At 55.1% G+C, this 18,326-nt stretch carries 11 protein-coding genes; 4 read left to right on the forward strand and 7 right to left on the reverse strand.

Going from position 1 to position 18,326, the window contains the following annotated elements:
• Position 1: 1 nt before the first annotated feature.
• The 5 genes from BN3002_RS06850 to BN3002_RS06870 form a co-directional block, all read right to left on the reverse strand.
• The gene (locus BN3002_RS06850) at positions 2-4,336 is read right to left on the reverse strand and encodes a PDDEXK-like endonuclease domain-containing protein (RefSeq protein WP_074026206.1); all 4,335 of its coding nucleotides are present in this window, start codon (positions 4,334-4,336) and stop codon (positions 2-4) included.
• Between the two features lie 298 nt (positions 4,337-4,634).
• On the reverse strand, positions 4,635-7,652 hold the full coding sequence (lacZ, locus tag BN3002_RS06855) for a beta-galactosidase, LacZ type (RefSeq protein WP_058237236.1): 3,018 nt from the start codon (positions 7,650-7,652) through the stop codon (positions 4,635-4,637).
• Complete coding sequence (locus tag BN3002_RS06860) at positions 7,649-8,458, reverse strand: carbohydrate ABC transporter permease (protein WP_058237237.1); 810 nt, start codon at positions 8,456-8,458, stop codon at positions 7,649-7,651. The genes lacZ and BN3002_RS06860 overlap by 4 nt, the downstream gene beginning before the upstream one ends.
• A complete protein-coding gene (locus tag BN3002_RS06865; RefSeq protein ID WP_227469093.1) occupies positions 8,451-9,242 on the reverse strand; it encodes a carbohydrate ABC transporter permease in 792 nt (263 codons plus the stop codon). Before BN3002_RS06865 ends, BN3002_RS06860 begins: the two co-directional genes overlap by 8 nt.
• 280 nt (positions 9,243-9,522) lie before the next feature.
• Positions 9,523-10,833: an extracellular solute-binding protein gene (locus tag BN3002_RS06870; protein ID WP_058237239.1), complete on the reverse strand. Its 1,311-nt coding sequence runs from the start codon at positions 10,831-10,833 to the stop codon at positions 9,523-9,525.
• A 422-nt stretch (positions 10,834-11,255) separates the two neighbouring features.
• Here BN3002_RS06870 and BN3002_RS06875 point away from each other — a divergent pair, with 422 nt between their 5' ends.
• From BN3002_RS06875 to BN3002_RS11145, 4 genes are all read left to right on the forward strand, one after another.
• Positions 11,256-14,795, forward strand: coding sequence for a glycoside hydrolase (locus BN3002_RS06875; protein WP_082628579.1), 3,540 nt, complete (start codon positions 11,256-11,258; stop codon positions 14,793-14,795).
• 213 nt (positions 14,796-15,008) lie between these two features.
• Positions 15,009-15,260 carry an IS1/IS1595 family N-terminal zinc-binding domain-containing protein gene (locus BN3002_RS11550; RefSeq protein WP_443592060.1) on the forward strand — a complete coding sequence of 84 codons (252 nt, stop codon included), beginning with the start codon at positions 15,009-15,011 and terminating at the stop codon, positions 15,258-15,260.
• A gap of 21 nt (positions 15,261-15,281) precedes the next feature.
• Entirely contained in the window at positions 15,282-15,659 is a 378-nt protein-coding gene (locus BN3002_RS06880; RefSeq protein WP_058237241.1) for an IS256 family transposase, read from the forward strand.
• A 305-nt stretch (positions 15,660-15,964) separates the two neighbouring features.
• Positions 15,965-16,165: a hypothetical protein gene (locus BN3002_RS11145; RefSeq protein WP_154955711.1), complete on the forward strand. Its 201-nt coding sequence runs from the start codon at positions 15,965-15,967 to the stop codon at positions 16,163-16,165.
• A gap of 151 nt (positions 16,166-16,316) precedes the next feature.
• On the opposite strand, the gene BN3002_RS06885 is transcribed toward BN3002_RS11145, so the two are convergent.
• Together BN3002_RS06885 and BN3002_RS06890 are read right to left on the reverse strand one after the other, a co-directional pair.
• Positions 16,317-17,243, reverse strand: coding sequence for a carbohydrate ABC transporter permease (locus tag BN3002_RS06885; RefSeq protein WP_082628580.1), 927 nt, complete (start codon positions 17,241-17,243; stop codon positions 16,317-16,319).
• Positions 17,240-18,217 carry a carbohydrate ABC transporter permease gene (locus BN3002_RS06890; RefSeq protein WP_058237242.1) on the reverse strand — a complete coding sequence of 326 codons (978 nt, stop codon included), beginning with the start codon at positions 18,215-18,217 and terminating at the stop codon, positions 17,240-17,242. Before BN3002_RS06890 ends, BN3002_RS06885 begins: the two co-directional genes overlap by 4 nt.
• Between the last annotated feature and the right edge of the window lie 109 nt (positions 18,218-18,326).

The following is an 18,326-nucleotide window of genomic DNA, read 5'->3' on the forward strand; positions in this document are numbered from 1 at the left end:
CCTATTCCTGAGTTGGCTGGGTACGCCTGACAACGTTACGCAACACTGCATCGGTTTGCGCTCCACGACGGGTTAGCCCCACAGCGAAACGCAGTTCATCAATCAGCTCGTCTTCCGTGCGTTCCTCACCATCAGCGCGCACCCAGTGTGCCAGCTCATCGAGCTGATCATCACCGTAGGCGGCCAGAGGAAGGCCTTTGGCGATAGCTGGTCGCGGTCCACGCTTGTCAGCATCCGCCGATTCCTTCGCCGCTTCAAGATCGATTCGGGAAATCTCTGCGGTCAGTCCCAGCTCGATTTCGTCAGCTCGGGCACGAGCCCGATCCTCACTGCTCATTGCCGGTGATGGCGAGTCCAGTGCTCGCGCACCTTCGGAGCCTTCCGTCCCGCTCTCGACGCGCGTACCACCAGCATCCTCATCATCAGTGATGCTGCCGGTTTGACCATCTGCGCCGGGCGCGCCGGAATGGGCACCGCGATCAGACTCTGAAGAACCGTTAACTGGCTCGGACGAGGCGTCAGCGTTCAGTGAGCGATCCAGACCAGGCGCGTCATCGGAGTCTGCCTCGTCGATATCAATGATGTCGGGCACCGTGATATGCGCTGCCGGCCCGTTGGCCTCATCAACTGCATCAAGGACGAGCTGCACAATCGCGTCAGTTTCGCGTTCGGGATCAATGAAGACTGCCATGGACAGTTCGGTTCGTACTTTCCATCCCTGGGCCTCCAGGAGTTTAGGCCAGATCCGATCGCGCACCCGCAGTGAAGGCTCGTTGACATATGCATCATCATCAGTAAGCACTGCGACGAGCAGGCGACCAGGTACTTCGGGATGACCGATTGCCAGCGGAATACGCATTCCTCCGGGCACACCCACGTTCGGTACCACTTCCAGACCAAGTGAATACAGCCGCTCAGCCAAGTCGATCAGCAGCGGATCGGGGGCATCCTGCAGGGTCGGCCATGTTGCATCTCTTTCGTCCTCTTCTGCCCCTTCAGCTACTTCCAACAGATCGAGCAGCAAGTGGGCTCCCTCGGACGTGACACGTGAGCGATCAAATTCCTCGGGACGAATTGACGAAAATACGGTCAGTTCCGAACGCACCGTGCGCAGCACATCAATAAGGACGGGCAGGCCCGACGCAGCGCTGATCTGGCCAAAATCGTGCAGGACGCGACCGTGTGGTGTCTTCGCGTAGCCCACCGTGAGCATAATGTGATCCCGGCTCAGGCCACGCGCGTCTTCGGGACTCACCACGACGAAAGGTTCAAGAGCATCAGGATCAAAGAAGGATGTCAGCCCCGGAGACGATGCCACTTCCCGTTCGAGGGCGGCGCGGATACGTGTGGCATGCCGTTCATTGAGCGCGATCACAGCAAGGGAGCGGTCGGGGTGCTCGAGTGCGTGGCAAATGACCTGCTCGACAACTGCGTGGACTTCGGCGGCCGACGACTCGACTGCAGCTACACCCGGTGCAGGCATACCTGAGCCATCGGGCCAGATCGCCTTGATCGGTGAACTGGTCGTGCTCCAGGGAACCGGGATACCCATTTGAGCTGAATCGTATTGGCTCACCAATTTGGCAACACGGTCATTGAGATGACCCGGCAGCACGCTCAAACGCGAGTGAGGCAAAATCTGAGCGAGCGCGCTCACGGCTCCCTGCGTTTTGCTGGAATCCGACTGCTCGGAAGCGGTGCCGCTGGTCGACAGGTCGGCGATCACCACGATCTGTCGCGCACGCGCGATGATGGGAATAAGTTCTGCCAACGGCAGGCTATCGACATCATCGAGCACAACGAGGTCAATGCGGTGTCCATGCGGCACAAGGAGCGGTACCAGAGTCGGGACGGTCAACACCAGCGGAATGAGGTGCGAGGACAGGAGGTGTCGCGCGAAGAGGTCAGTCCCGCTGGCACCTGCTTTCAATGAGGCAACCAAGTCGGCGTGCTGTTCAGGTCGCGTGGCAAGAGCCTGCTGGCGCAATCGGCGTGCACGCTGGAGCGCAATCGGAGCCAGCGATTCGATTTGTTCTTCGTCCAGCCGGCGGCCTTCAACAATGAGGTCTTCAAGTTTTGTCGGGTCGAACCCGCCGAGTTTGGGTTCTTGTGCCAGCATCAGTCCAAGAACGGATGCCCACCACGCCAGATCGAGTTCACTATCCAGCATCTCATCGACGACACTACGTTTACGGAGGTCAGCGACGAGGTCATCCAGTCCGATCTGAGCCAGTTCCTTCAGAACAGCGACACGTTGCGGAAGTTCGCGAGCACCATCCGGATCTGCTGCCAGACGATCGAGCAGTCTGCCCAGATCGGTCATATTCATACGGGCAAGGTCAGGGTGAGAGGTGCCAAGAATCGGCGCCAGACGGTTCAGGTCAGCACGCACTGATGCGGCCAGCTCAATGATCTCATCCATGCGTTGCGGCAGTGTGGGCCAACCGTCGGAATCACAATGCTGTCGCCACACATCACGGCGCTCCTGCACGAGCAGAAGTTCACGGTGAAGGTCTTCAACGTGACGTCCGGGCCGCACATAATCGCGTGCCTGTCGGATCAGGCGCTGACGCTGCGAATGTTTCATGGAGATACCGTGCGAGCGACGCCATTGCTTCGACGCGGTTGCAATCACCATATCGGCTGCGCTGCGTTCAAAAATGGCCGGCTCGAACACGTCGAGGACATCGCGCACGCCTTCGAGCATTTGAAGCTGAGCTTCCCACTGAGTCAGGCTGGTGGCAGGGACAAGCCCCGTTTCGCCGGCAACCGTGCCCATCTGCACTCGCATCTCAGGCAGGGATTCGGTGGCGAGCCTCCTGACTCGTTTCAAGACATCGGGAACCTGCTCCGCTGCGTTGATGACCGCTCCGCGCCACGCGCCGCGCTGCGTGAATGATGAGAACAGATTCAGGCCGCTGGCTCGGTGCAGCAGCGTGCGGGCGCGCTGTCCCTGATCCTGCGCAATGTCTAGCAGGACATCCTCGCGCAGCCTGACGCGGGTGCGTGGAGCAGGGTGCATGCTGGTCAGATCTGTCAACACCTGTAGGGCATCGTAGGCGGATACGCCGAAACGGTCGAACGGCTTATGGAGGTAGGTCGTATGTGATGACAGGGCCTCCCGGACGCGACGCAGTCGCGTCCGCACCGCTTCGATCTGCGTGGGATCGGTGATCACATCGGACGTGTCGGCCATGGCGAATTCGAGGCGCTCACGCACAATCTGCGCCGACTGGGCACTGCCATCGACGCGCACGGAGATTTCACTGACTCCGTGCTGGTCAAGATACGTTTCCACTCGCGTGGTGCGCGACGGGGATCCTGCAATATGCATGGTGGAACGCCCTCGTGACGCAGCATCTGTCATGATGGCAGCAATCACGGCGGTATCGTCCGCACCGTGCGGAATATCGATCATGAGGGATGCGCCGTCAGCAACTGCCTCGACGATGTCCTGCTGGGCAGGAGCCAGGTCACCGATGCCTTTTTCATCCCACGGGTCACGATCCGCGGGGTTCGCGCGAGGCAGTTCCTGGCCGATTTCTCTGACCGCTTCTTCATCGCCTGCCAGCGCTCGAATAATCGGGTGGTTCACCAGGTCCTGCTGGTGGTCAAACTCGCGCAGCAGCACACTTGCCGGATGCTCAAAGATGCCGAGAACCAGGCCTTCCCTCAGGTCAAAGCGCTCCAGACTGGCACCGATATCGCGTAGCTGCGCCAGTGCACGGGTGGGTGAAAACCCATGCAGCGACGTTGCGTCATCCAGGATCGCGTGCGGGTCCACGTTGAGATGAGCTGATTCAAATGCCTGCGACAGGCTAGGTCCAATCGATGCTCCCTCACGCAGGGAAATGACGATATCGCCGTCATCAGTTTCTTCAACAGTGACTGGTCGCAGCAATGCCGGGGAGCCTCGCCGTACCCCCGCATCTGTCCACGATGCCTGTCCGATCGCCAGGTGGATGGGGCCGATTCCGTGCGTCGCAGCCAGCTGGCGCGCGCGTCGTATCACCGTCAACGTTTTTTCGCGTGCCCGCTCGTACGCGCTTTTTTCCCGTACGAGGTTCGACAAGCGCGTGGGGTGCTCTGCGTACAGTTGCGCCAGACCTCCGGGGTGGGCCTGTCCGAGCGCAAGGCGTGGGGCTGCTTCGTTGGTTCCTGCAACGGTGGGTTCATTCACCGTGAGTGTGGATAGATCCTGACGCCATTGCGCCAATGCGTCTGTCAGCTCGTCGGCGATCGGCGTGTGTTGGGCGCGCACATCGTCCGCGGCTTCGGAGCGCCGGCGAGGGCGGGACGAAGCCGAATTTGAACGGGAGAAGATACTCGGAACCACTCTCCTAAGCTAATTGCTAATGGCCACGCTTTTGTGGAAGCGCCGCGGTATGCCCCCAATTGCCACGAGGATGACGCCGACGCATTCCGGAGCTGGCCAGCTGGCAGGAATCGCACGGACGGTAAGTCTCATGTGAGGGTCTACTCCGCTTGTCCGAGATTGATGTCCTTAGTCGCGGCAATGAGTGTGTCTTGAATCTCAAACCTGTTCGATATGACTGATGACCTGTGGTGCGTACCGAGGGCAGACACCACAGGTCATCAGGTCACGGTTTATTCAAGCCGGTTGATGCAGCCGTTCAGTACGAGGCGTGCACAACGCCACAGAAACTGAAGGTGAACTGGAGTTTCTCACCTCGCGGCAGCTCATATTCAGGGTGGGTGCGAGCACCCCACGTATCATCGCCGGCCACGCCGCGACGCATCAGCGCCGGTCGGGCCACAGTCTTGATCGGGGCGGGCAACTCGTTGGGATGGGCAGCGTTTTCGATCTCAAACGGGGTCCACGGCAAAGCGGAGAACTCCATCGGCTCGTCAGCCTCGAAACGGATGCCCCAGCCATCCTCGTCGGTCAATTCCGCCCAGCGCACGCCCGTGCGTGAGCCTGCTTCCTGCGGACGCAGGTACGGGGTCAACGCGTCGGCCACTTCCAGGTCGTAGACACCCAGGCGCGCCCCCTGACGACGGTCGACGTAGCACTCCTCAGGCCCTTCGCCGTACCAGCGCATGTGGGTCAGACGGTCCGACAGTTCAAACAGTGCACCATATTCAGGCATCGACGGCAGCTTCGCGTCAGGCGTTGTCGTCATCGTAACCGTGATACGACCGTTTCCGTCAACCCTGTACGCCACGGTGAGCATGGCACCCGGGGTGGTCAGCAGGTCGTAGCGGAATGTGATTGTTGCCGATGTGGCGTCTGTTTCCACCTTCGCTTCCTCGTCGACCGGTCTTGCATACCGTGAGGCAATGAGCCAGGGAGCGCATTCGCGCTGCATGTTCCACCCGTTTTCATTCGAGGTGGGCGCATGCCAGAAGTTCGGGCGCACTGTGCTGTGGAGCAGTTCGCGCCCGCCCTCGCTTGTCATGCCGTACCGGTAGGACGTCAGTCCACGCGCCGAGGTGAACAGAGCGGAGAAGTGTTCGCCGTGCACACCGATATTGCGCACGCCTTCCACTACTCGAGGTGCAGGAATGCCCGAAGCCGGAGCCGCAGCTCCTTCTACAGCGAAGACTCCCTGCCCGTAGGCGACGACGTGTCCGCGCTCGGCCCATTCGGTGTCCTCACGCAGGCGCATTTCCACGTTGATGACGTATTCGCCTGCTTCTTCAGGCAGGCTGAACGGCAGGTCGTAGGTGGCATTTTCTCCCGGTTCAACATGAGTGTCGAGGGCCCTCTGAGCCAGCATGGCACCTTCATGTTCTAGGCTTACCACGCATATGAACGCATCGGAGTTCGTGAACATGCAGCGGTTTTCAATTGTCACTTTCGCACGCTCAACTGTGATGTCGAAATCCTGGAACAGATAGCTGACTTCCTGAATCTTCGGGGTAGGCGTGTGATCAGCGAAGTAGATGCCGTTGCCGCAGAATTCATAGTCCGTTGGCGCCTCGCCGTTGTCCCCGCCGTATCCGAAGAACGGGCGGTTGTATTTGTCGCGCATGGCGATTGCCTGGTCAGCGAAGTCCCAGATGAATCCGCCCTGGAAAAGTTCCTCGCGGCGCGCTAGGTCAAGGTACTTGTCAACGGCGCCGAACGAGTTGCCCATGGCGTGCGCAAACTCGCAGAGAATCATCGGCTTGTCGCGGTGCTGAGCCAAGAATTCTTCGACTGTTGCGGCCGGTGTGTACATCTCTGAGTGGATGTCAGTGGAGTTCGGGTAGCGGTTGTCGTGAACGACGCCTTCGTAATGTACGACCCGCGAGTCGTGTTCGCGGAAATAGTCGGCCACCGCTGCGATCATCGAACCGCCGTAGGACTCATTGCCGCATGACCAGATTACAATGCTGGCATGATTGCGGTCGCGCATCAGCATTGACGCTGCGCGGTCCAACAGTGCGCCTCGCCACTCTTCACGGTTACCCGGCAAAGCGTGCTCAACCGGTTCCTTGCGCAGCAACATCCTGTCCCACACGCCGTGGGATTCCAGGTTCATTTCGTCGATGACCATCAGTCCGTAGCGGTCACACAGTTCATACAGGAACGAGTTGTTCGGGTAATGGCTGGTGCGGATCGCGTTGATGTTGGCCTGCTTGAGCATGATGATGTCGCGTTCAGTTTGCTCGCGGCTCATCACGCGACCATCAAGGCCGAATTCGTGCCGGTTCACACCTGTAAAGATCACGCGTTTGCCGTTGAGTTTCATCACGCCGTCTTCGATGGCGAAGCGTCGAATGCCCACGGTCTGAGGGATCACTTCACGCAGTTGCCCATCGTTGTCACGCAACTCCAGCGTGAGATCATACAGGTACGGATCTTCGTGGCTCCACAGGTGCGGCTGCTCAATGGTGATCTCGTAAGTGCCGTCGTCGGAGCGTTTGAGCTCCCCCATATCGTCCAGCGCCACGGTCAGGTCGCCCTCGCCAATGACGACTGGTTTGACGCGCACGATGGCACGTGAGTAATCGTCAGTCAGCTCGGCGCTTACACACAGGTCTTCGAGGTGGACGGCGGGCCGCCGGTAGAGCACGACGTCGCGGAACAGGCCGGAGAATCGATAGAAGTCCTGGTCTTCAATCCAAGAGGCGGCGCACCATTTGATGACCTGCACTGCGAGCTTGTTGCTCCCCTCGACCAGCGCGTCGGTAATGTCGAATTCACTGGGCGTGAAGGTATCGGTGGCGTATCCGATATATGTGCCGTTCAGCCACACAACCAGTGCACTTTCAGCGCCCTTGAAGGAGACGGAAATTCGCTCCCCTTCTTCGAGCGGCCGGTCAAGGGTGAAGGTATGCACGTAGGAGGCGACAGGGTTGAACCGGGTGGGAGCTGTGCCCTCCGCAACGTCTTCCTGCCCATCCCAGGGGTATTGGGTGTTGACGTATTGCGGCTTGTCGTAGCCGCGCATTTGGATGTGCGCGGGGACTGGGATGTCATCCCACGCCGCGCAGTCATAGTCGGGTTGTTCAAAACCGGGCACGGTTGCCGTAGGGTTTTTCGCGTAGTGAATCTTCCACAGTCCGTTCAGGCACTGCTCGTATTCAGAATTGCCGAGGGCGGCGCTGCGCGCGCTTCCGAACCATCGGTGGTCTGAATGCGCAGGCATCCGGTTTTCAGCGAAACACTGAGGATTGTTGATCTTTTCGGAAATGTCGATCATTTAATGGCTCCCGTAATTCCTTCAGTAAAGCTCCGTTGGAGAACAAAAAACACAACCATCGCCGGAAGTGATGTCAGCAGAACAGCCAACATGAGAACACCATAATTAGTTACGTAACCAGCAGCCAAGTTCGATATCAGCATAGGCATGGTTTGATACGACGAATCAACCAGAATGACTTTAGGCCACAGGAAATTATTCCATGCTGTCATGAAGGTAATAACAGCGGCAGCGGCATACGTAGGCCGCATCGTCGGAATATAGATGCGTGCAAAGATCGAAAGCTCACTCAGGCCGTCAATACGTGCAGCCTCGATGATCTCATATGGAAAATTACGCGAGGACTGTCGAAAGAGCAGAATCAGGAACGGCGTAGAAATTGCAGGTAGGACGACAGCCCACGTTGAGTTGACCATTCCACCCTTTGCAAACAGGCGGAACAACGGAATCATGGTCGCCGCGAAAGGAATCATCATGGCGAGCAATAGAACCGCCATCAAGACATCCTTTCCTTTTGAGTGATAAATCTCAAATCCATACCCTGCAATCGAGCACACCAGCAACGCCAGAACTGTAGTGAGCACAGCATTCACAACCGAGTGCCACATTGCAGCTCCAACATTTTGCGTGGCAAGCAAGTCGCGAATATTAGCCATCAAATTTCCGCCAGGCGTGAGTTTTGACGAGAGTACGTCTCGCGACGTATTTGTTGCAGAGACCAACATGTAATACAGCGGAAACAACGAAAAAATCGAGAAAACTGTCAAGAAGAGGTATCCCGGAACACGGCGGAACGTCTTAGTCACGTTTATCACCGACCTTCATCTGCGCCAGCGCAAGTATTGCTACCAAAATCAAAATTACATACGATATTGCTGATCCATAACCGATATTCGGATTCTTTTGGAATGACAACTCGTATAAGTAATGCGACATCGTCATCGACGAGTAGGCGGGGCCACCACGAGTCAAGTTCCATGACTCATCAAATAGCTGAAGTGTGCCGTTCGTAGACATGATGGCTGTCAACAAAATCATTGGTTTGAGCTGAGGAACCGTGACATACCAGAAGGTTTGCCACGCATTCGCGCCATCAATACGCGCTGCTTCAAGACTGGATTGCTCTATGTTCTGCAGAGCAGCCAGATAAAACACCATATTGTACCCAGTCCAGCGCCAAATTAAGCCAAAAACAATGACGAATCTCGCTGTATTAGGCTGCCCTAACCAGTTCACTGGCGAGTCGATCAGACCGATTTTTCCAAGTACGTCATTAACAAAGCCATCATTGGCGAAGAGAGTACGAAAAACTAGCGAGTACGAGACAAGAGAGACTGCGCAGGGAAGGAAAATGGCTGTCCGCCAGAAACCCTTAAACCGTAGATTCCGATCGTTAAGCATGTTGGCAAGGATCATGGCCAATATCAGCATGATCGGAACTTGAATAATAAGATATATGAACGTGTTCTTGAGCGTCATCATAAAGATGTCATCATTAAGAAGACGTTGATAGTTCATATAGAACGGTTCAGCAAAATGCAGCCGAGAGCCTTTACCGGTTTTGAAAGACAAAATCAAAGCCTGCACCATAGGATAAAAGCTCATTATCATGATGAGCAACGCGGCAGGAATTAGAAATGACCATCCAGTTAAGTTGCGACGTCGATATGCGCGACTGGTAGTAGTCCTATTGTCATTTTTATTGTGAGAACGCCTACGAGTTTTCTGTGCCAACATTACAGATATTCTCCTGAATCAATGAAAGGCTTCAGAGTCGATAGCTTCCGCCGTCCTCGACTTGTCATTTCAAAGTCGAGGACGGCAATAGAGCTATAACGAGCACGAAGAATTAAAGTCTACGCAATTAGCGTTATTGCATAGCAAATTCAACGTTATCCTGAGCCTCTTGAAGTGCTTCATCCGGCGACCCACCTGCAATAATCTTGGTAACTGCCGCGCTGACTGCATCACGAGCCTCGTAGTAGTAAACACCGGGGTCAATTGCGGGGACATGCGATCCAAACTCGACAACCTTCTTGTAAACGGGGTCATTGCCGTAGAACTCAACCGGCTGGTTGTATACATCCGATTTACCAGCAGGAATCCAGTTCGCAATAGCGCCTGACGAGGAAAGAATTGTGTCATACAGTTCGGTCGAACCTGCGAAGGTGGACTTAAGGAAATCCGCAGCCAGTTCCACGTTGGCATTCGACGTAATTGCCCAGGACGAGCCACCATTAGTTGAGTAGTTTGTCGCTCCCTCCACGCCTTCCAGCTTTGGAACGTTCGTAATGCCCCACTTACCGGACTGGTCTTCCGAGGTCTGAATCGAGCCTGATATCCAGATACCTTGCAAGGTACCCGCTGCCGTGGAATTCGTAATTGTACCAATGTACTCGTCCCAGGAATTCACCTCGACAAGCAGGCCCTTTTTCACCATTTCTGCGTAGATATCAATGGCCTTGCGCAGCGCGTCGTTATTCACTATGTTGGCTTTGCCATCTTCGCTAAATAGCGATACACCGGCACTTTGCAGGATCATCATCAAGGTGTCCGACGAGCCAGCAACTCCGCTCATCATCGGTTTACCCGTCTTCGCCAGGACGTCCTCGCCCTTCTTAATGAAGTCACTCCATGTAATGTCAGTGAAGTCGTCAAGTGAATAACCAGCTTCCTCCAAGACATCTGTTCGCAAGGCATTTACTGCAGTCCCAGAATCAAAGGGAAGGCCGTAATTCACGCCATCAACTACCGAATACCCCACGACCGCTTCAGGAAATTCGGAGAAATCAATCCCTGAGTCGGAGTAATCACTAAAGAGGTCTGGGTAGTTAATGACATTCTTTTGGAAAGCCATATTCTGGACAAGCACGATGTCCGGCAACTGATCAAACTGCTGCGATTGCGCCAGCGTCGTCAGCTTAGCTTGTACATCATCCCATGGCACTTCAGTGACGTTAATATCAACGTCAGGGTGGTCCTTCTTGTAAATCTCTGCCGCCGTGTTCATTGCGTAGATGTTGAACGCAGGATCCCACGCCCACACGGTCAATGAATTCTCATCACCGCCAGCTGCAGAGCCTGATTCGCCGGAACCGCCACCAGATCCTCCACAAGCAGCAAGTCCCAAAGCTAGCGGAATTGTTGCTGCAGTTGCTAATAACTTCTTCTTGCTCGCCATCGAACAACCTCCTATTTATTTCGAGCTGCGTCGACGCACCCCGAACAGTTGGAATGCGATTACGCTACCATACGCGCATCGTAGTGCAAAGTGCATTGACACCTATTCGGCTGTGCACTTCATACCAACATAAGCTCCAAGAACACGTGAGCGCCATTCATTCTGCTGTCTGAAGCACGTAGGCCCTCGGCAGCACGATGCGGCTTCCGCCCACGAAACCATGCCAGTTTGCCATATTTCACTATCCGGGAGGTCACCGCCTTAGTGGTAGCCAGTTCGAATAGAAGCTCACTGGCACAGCAACAGACGCTGACAGTCCTGATCGGCTAAACCCTGTTGGGTGAGCTTGACATCTGTTACCCTGTGGTTACGTAACCACAGAGTGGTGTCTGTGTGTTACTTGGACGAAGGGACTTTTGACGATGCGGTCAAAACTAGCGGCTTTTGGAGCTCTTATCTGCGCGGGAGGGCTTGGGTTGTCGACCATTCCTGCCTCAGCCATGGACGCCCATGCAGAAGCAAACGAAATTGAGAACGCAGCCCATATTCAGCCAAATCCTGCGTATCAGAGTGAGCCATTCGAGGGATGGGGCACTTCATTGGTGTGGTTTGCCAATGCGACCGGAGGATATCCAGATTCAGTCCGAAACGAACTCCGCGACGCGGTTTTTGGAGAAGACGGCCTCAATCTGAATATTGCCCGCTACAACATTGGAGGAGGCAACGCGACAGACGTCCCGCCATACCTACGTCCAGGAGGTGCTGTTCAGGGGTGGTGGCAGGATACTTTGGATGTCGGCGACGATGACGGCTCCGTTAGCTCTACCTACGAGGATCGGGAAAGATACCGAAAACATTGGAGCAGTAACGATGCATCACACTACAACTTTGAGGCGGACGCAAGCCAGCGATGGTGGATAGACGCCATCAAGAATAAGGTAACGAAATGGGAGGCTTTCTCGAATTCTCCCCCCTATTTCCTCACCGAGTCCGGATTTGTTTCAGGCGGCTTCGACTCAACACGCGAACAACTCAGCACAGAGAACATGCCAGCTTTTGCGGACTACCTCGTGAGAGTCGTCGAACACCTCGAAAAATCTCATGGCATTGAATTTGACACACTTGATCCTTTCAATGAGCCAAATACAAATTACTGGGGAACTCAAATAGATCCAGGCACGGGCTGGCCAACTACCGCCTCGCGACAAGAGGGTGCTCACATCGGGCCCACATATCAAGATGAAATGATACGGGTGCTTGATTCTCGCCTCGCTAATGAATCTACGAGTACCTCCGTCAAGATCTCCGCGATGGATGAAACGAATCCTGGGACTTTCGTCAGGAACTGGCGCGATTGGTCTCCTGAAGCACGTAATTTGGTCAGTCAGTACAACGTTCATACATATGGCACAACTGACCGGCTTAAAGTGCGGGACATTGCGAAAGCGGATCAAACACCTTTGTGGATGAGCGAAGTTGAAGGAAACTGGTCTCAAACTTCGCTGGGATTCAACCAGGTCGATATAGCCAACGGGTTAGGAATGGCACAGCACATAATCGATGATCTGCGCGAGCTTGAGCCCAGGGCATGGGTCTTTTGGCAACCCGTTGAAGATCTTTACAACATGGAAAAGGTCGAAAAACTGAATTGGGGATCTGTTTTTGTTGATTTCGACTGCGACGAGAATGGGAATTCAATCCGAAGGATTGAAGATGGCGAACCAGATCCATCCTGTAAGGTTCTCACCAACTCCAAGTTCAATACCATCAGAAACTTTACCCATCATATTCGTCCCGGCGACCGTCTCATTCCAGTTGATGAGGTGCACTCAACTGCAGCCATCACTTCAGATGGCAATGGTTTGAATATCGTCCACGTAAATTCAAGCAATGAAACTCGCCAAGTTGCTATTGACCTATCTAACTTCGCCGACTTTTCGAATGCGGTAATTACTCCCATAACCACAACCGAATCCCCGCAAGACAACGTGACGGCGAATGCACTCCGTCGCGGCACTCCGGCTAAAGTCGATGCAAGCGGTGTCACGATGATGACTGTGCCGGCGCGTTCTGTCACAACATTCGAAATTGAGTCTGTCTCTGGAATTAGTCAGACTGCCCCTGCTTTTCACGATGGGGAGTCGTACGAGTTATTTGGCGTGCAGTCAGGTAAAGCTCTCACCGCCGGAGCAGACGAAACAGTCACAATCTACGATCCAACGACCGACCGCTCTACGCGGCAAGCGTGGAAAGCGACTGTTAAATCGGGCGAAGGCACCAATCGGCTAGTGATAAACCTTGAAAATTCTCATGGTCAGAAACTTGCTCTCAATGGCGACCGAGTCATAGCTTCAGAATCGGCAGATCCTATCGATTGGATTATTTCGACCACTACGGGGAAGGATTTCACACTCCAAGCGGCAGGAGGCATTCAGGTCCTTGACGTCATAGACCAATCGCGCAACGATGGGGCGCGTGTCGGCATGTATGAATCGTCGGGAGGGGCAAATCAGCGCTGGTTATTACGCGACGTCGCTCGAAAAGGATTCATTGAAACCACGGTACGAACGAAACCAGGTCTTGCCCCGAGCCTTCCAGAACAGGTGACGCCGATCTTTAGTTACGGTCATGGCTTACCTGTCAACGTCACATGGGATACCGAAGGTATTTCTTGGCCTGACCATGGAACAGTCGATGTGCTCGGTCATGGAATAGATCAATACGGTAATGCTTTCGACGATGCGAGAGTCCACGTAGTAGTTGGGGCCACCGCATACGCCGATCCAAGTTCGATAACGGTCTATCCCCACATTTCAATAGAAGAAATCAAGAAGTCGGCTCCTCTGACAACGACAGGCACTGTTGCCGGATCTGAGAAACGCTTCGAAATGCCAGTTACATGGGATTTTTCCTCTCTACGACCAGAAGATCTCACGCATGAGGGTGTCACCAGCGTGTACGGAGAGGCGGAAAGTGTCGGCCAGAGCGTGCCTGCCATTCTTCACGTAATCGTCACCTCTCCTAGCGCTCACAACGTCGCGCCTCATTCAAATTCCTCTGCTAGCTTCACAGAACCGGGATACTCGGTAGGCGCGACGACAAATATGGTGCTCGATGATAAAGCGTGGTCGAATTGGAAGTCTGGTGACAAGAACTCAACGGACATGCTCACTTATGAATTAGAAAAAAGCGAGCTGGTATCGGAAGTTGGAATCTACACCTATAGAGATGGCAGCTACCTCTCTTACCTATCTCGATTGCATGTTGAAAATAAAGATCCCGCCACTGACCAGTGGAAGGCGTTGCCCGAGGTCAATGTCGAGTCTTCAGACACAGGGGCTCCATTCGTAAAGGTTGATGTGAATCGCTGGACTCAAGGAATCCGAATCGTTTTGACAGCACGCCCACAGACCCACATGATTATTTCCGAGGTCGTAATCAATGCGACGAGAGCCACTGCATCGAGCCAATCTGGAATTGCACGCCTAACCGCTGATGGCGTGGATGTCCCTCACTTTGTCTCCGGCACGGGCGAGAGCACTTTAGCGATACCGCGGCTAGATCGCGAGAGTGGTAACTTTCCAGAAATCGGCGCAATTCCGCTCGATAGGGATGCGACGGTGACGATAACTCAGGCTTCTCTCGAAACCCCGTTCGCGGTCATCGATGTCTTGTCCGCGGACAAGCAGTCACGCTACCAGCATGTTGTCAGATTCGAGGTCGAGAATCCGGCTGACTCAGCTCAATCTCTCGATTCGTCTCAGTCAACTCGGGAAGAAGCCACGGAGTCCGCGGCATCCAGTCAAGAGCCAGAATCCACCTATCACATAGTCCGGACTGGTTTCCCAGGAATGGCATGGTTTATCGCAACGAGTATCGTCACGGGATTAGGTATCTGCGCTTTCTTGCCGGCTCGGAAAAAGATGGCTTCATCGCACCTCGTGACCCCAATGCCCGACTAGTTCATGCTCAGGTATCCCCTTCTTCGGTGGGGATGCGCTTTGAAGGACCTGCAAATGGTAAAGCCAGCGCCTCGGCAAGATGACTCGATTCATTCATCTTGCCGAGGCGCTGGCGCGTTTTTAGGGTTAATGCCCGGATTGTGTGTACGTGGTGTTGGTTTTTGTTCGGTGTGTCAGGGGTTTGAGCGCTGTGTACATGCTTTGAAAGCATGTATGGTCCATGCTGCTAGAAATCGGCCGCGTTGTGGTGTATGCGGCCACAAGCTTGTCAAGAACGGCAAAACCAGTGCTGGAAGAACCAGGTGGCGGTGCCGAGCGTGCGGGGCGTCGAGGGTTATCAACCGCCCAGATACCACCAGGCGAGCCCAGGCATCACTTTTCGTGTCATGGCTTGTGGCAGGAGTGTGCGTCAAACAGCTGGCAATGCCGACAACCTCGTTTGCCAGAAAGGTCTCCTGGTGCTAGCAGGTCGATCCTCCGCAACCGTTGATCACTGGTGAGATTTATGATCAGATCATCATCGACGGGATTTATCTATCCCACCACTGGTGTTTACTGATCGCAACAAACGAGTCACACGTCATTGGCTGGCAATGGTGCGACCGTGAATCCGTAGCCGCATGGCAGGCGCTTCTTTCCAAGTTCCCAGCCCCTACCGTGGTCATCACCGATGGCGGGCCAGGAGCACTCAAAGCGATCCGGCAATGCTGGCCCGCCACCGGGGTTCAGCGCTGCCTGTTCCACGTATGGCTCAACACGAAAACCGACCTGACAGGGCACCCGAAAACCCCTGCCGGCAAGGCATTACTGCGCCTCGGAGGCAACCTCGCCGCCATCAACACTCTCGACGAAGCCGCCACATGAGCCACCCAACTCAACCAATGGTGGAACATTCACGCTCACCTCACCAGGCAACGAACCTACAACACCAGCTGGCAACCAGGACGACAACACTGGTGGTACACCCACTACCGGCTTCGACGCGCCTACCTGCGCCTAGCGAAGCTACTGGCCAACAAGTCCCTGTTCACTCATCTTGACCCCAGCGTTGCCACCCTTGGGATAGCAAGAACCACAAGCAGTCTCGAAGGCGGGATCAACGCCGGCATCAGAAAACTGCTCGCCGCTCATAAAGACCTGTCACAAAACCACATGCGAACCGCGGTCCAATGATCCCTCAACAACAAATCAATCCACCCCACCAACCGGTACGCTACCTCACCAGCCACTACCAGCCACCATCCCACAAACCCCTCACCACGCGTGCCGACAACCCCGGCACACCAGCCCGCTACGACACCACCATCGACTACAACACCAACTACCAAGACAGATCACTACACATCAAAAAAGGCTGGGCCGGACACTAAACACCCCGCGACACGCCCACCCCATACACACATTTCGGGCATTAACCCAGCATGCCGCTGTCGGGAACAGCGAATGGGCAAATAAAAACGTGTGCCGAGTCCAGCTGACTGTTGCCAGCCGCACTCGGCACACGCCCAAGAACTGTCTGCCTTATCCCTTTACAGCGCCTGCAGCCAGGCCCGCCCGCCAGTAGCGCTGCAAGGCAAGGAAGAGGACGATCAACGGGATAACGCCCAGAAGTGCTCCCAGCATGACCGCACCCTTTTGAGGTGCGAAGTAGCTCATCATGCCGTACAGGCCAAGGGTCACTGGTTTGATCTCCGGGGATGAGACCATCATCAACGGCAGCAGGAAGTTGTTCCATGTCTGCACGAAGATAAACAGGAAGATCGTGACCATCGCGGGGCCGAGGAGACGCAGGACAACTGTGAAGAAGATACGTACCTCTCCGGCTCCGTCAATGCGTGCCGCCTCCAGCAGCTCGGTCGGCACTGATGTGGACGAATACACCATGCCGAGGAACACACCAAACGGTGAGACCCAGCTTGGAATAATGATCGCCAGCATGGTGTTGGTCAGACCAAGAGAGTGGAACACGATGTACAGCGGAACTGTCAGCAGTGCTATCGGGATCAGCATACCTGCCATGATGGTTCCGAGTACGATTTTCTTTCCCGCGAAGTTGAACTTGGACAGTGCGTAGCCGCACGCCACTGAAATCAGTGTGCCGATGACGCCGGCAACGGTTGAATACAGCAGTGAGTTGCCAACCCAGCGCCAGAAGAGGCCACCAGTCCATTCGTTGAGCTTGTAGTAATTTTCCGCCAGGTTCATGCGTGCGAACCAGAAGCCGTTCGAGGAGGCAAGGTCAGCGTTGGTTTTTGTGGATGAGAAGATGACCCACACGATCGGGATCAGGAAATAGATCAGCGCACCGATCAAAACAACAGCTGTGATGACGCGTGCAAATGTGGACGGTGCCAGCGACCGTGGAGGTTCGGGTCGGCTGCTTTCACGGCGTGCGGCTGGCTTACGGAATTTTGCGCTCCATGGACGAGTGTGCGTTGCGATGCTCATCGGCTGACCTTCCGTTGGACCAATGCGTAGATTGCGGCAAGAACACCCGCAATGATCGCCATCACTATTGACACGGCGGAAGCCGGGCCGTCACCGGATGGTGAAAGTGTTCCCATCATGGTGTTGTAGGACATCATCATCGGCGTGTAGTCCTTACCCATCCAAGTGTTGACTGTTTCCATTACTGTAGGTTCGTTGAACAGCTGGATCGTGCCGATGATCGACAGAAGAACGGACAGCAGCAACGCGCCTCTGACCATGGGGACCTTGATATGTCGGACAACTTTCCAGCCGTTCGCACCGTCAATGTAAGCCGCATCGTACAGGTCGTGAGGAATTGACTGAAGCGCGGCCATGAAGATCAGCATGTTGTAGCCCGTGTACGTCCATGTCGTCATATTCGCCATCGACGCGAGGATGATGTTCTTCGACATGAAGTCAATGCTGATGCCAATTGATGCCAGCCCTTTAACAATCGGGGAAATCTCGGGGGTGTACAGGTACAGCCACACCATGGCGGCAACAATTCCAGGAATAGCGAACGGAAGGAAGTAGCCGAGTCGGTAAACGGTGACGTGGCGAGTCAGGAATGAGTCGAGCAGAAGCGCCAACCCCAAAGCAGCCAGTGTCATGACGGGGATCTGGAAGAGCGCGTAAATGAGAACGCGTCCGACACCTGCCCAAAAGCGCGGATTTCCCAGCACTTCCTGATAGTTCAGGAATCCGACGAACTGTTCAGTACTTTCGCCGCCGCCAAATAGCCCGCCTCCTTTGGGAACCAGTTTGAAGAAGGACTTGTACAAGGACACGAAGATAGGAATCAGGAAGACGAGGACGAATGACAGGAAGAACGGGAGCGCGAAGCCCCAGCCTGCAATTGATTCCCTCCGGGCGCGCCTGTTCGATCCGCGGCGTGGCGTGGCGTGAATGGATGATGTTCTCGGTGAGTCCTGTCTCACCGTTGTCCCTGTCATACCTCTACTGCTCCTTTGAATCATCTACGGCAGGCGCGCTGAGCATATGCGCTGTATGTTCGTGGCGTATACAGTGATCAGTCGGCCAGAACGCCTGCATATCTGTTCT

It is taken from the genome of Actinomyces ihuae, from assembly GCF_001457875.1.
Taxonomy (GTDB): Bacteria; Actinomycetota; Actinomycetes; order Actinomycetales; family Actinomycetaceae; genus Pauljensenia; species Pauljensenia radingae_A.

Excerpts from the sequence above, each read along its gene's own strand:
- lacZ (WP_058237236.1), bottom strand. The coding sequence starts at position 7,652 with ATGATCGACATTTCCGAAAAGATCAACAATCCTCAGTGTTTCGCTGAA.
- BN3002_RS06865 (WP_227469093.1), bottom strand. The coding sequence starts at position 9,242 with ATGGTGCAGGCTTTGATTTTGTCTTTCAAAACCGGTAAAGGCTCTCGG.
- BN3002_RS06870 (WP_058237239.1), bottom strand. The coding sequence starts at position 10,833 with ATGGCGAGCAAGAAGAAGTTATTAGCAACTGCAGCAACAATTCCGCTA.
- BN3002_RS06875 (WP_082628579.1), top strand. The coding sequence starts at position 11,256 with ATGCGGTCAAAACTAGCGGCTTTTGGAGCTCTTATCTGCGCGGGAGGG.
- BN3002_RS11550 (WP_443592060.1), top strand. The coding sequence starts at position 15,009 with ATGGTCCATGCTGCTAGAAATCGGCCGCGTTGTGGTGTATGCGGCCAC.
- BN3002_RS11145 (WP_154955711.1), top strand. The coding sequence starts at position 15,965 with ATGATCCCTCAACAACAAATCAATCCACCCCACCAACCGGTACGCTAC.
- BN3002_RS06885 (WP_082628580.1), bottom strand. The coding sequence starts at position 17,243 with ATGAGCATCGCAACGCACACTCGTCCATGGAGCGCAAAATTCCGTAAG.
- BN3002_RS06890 (WP_058237242.1), bottom strand. The coding sequence starts at position 18,217 with ATGACAGGGACAACGGTGAGACAGGACTCACCGAGAACATCATCCATT.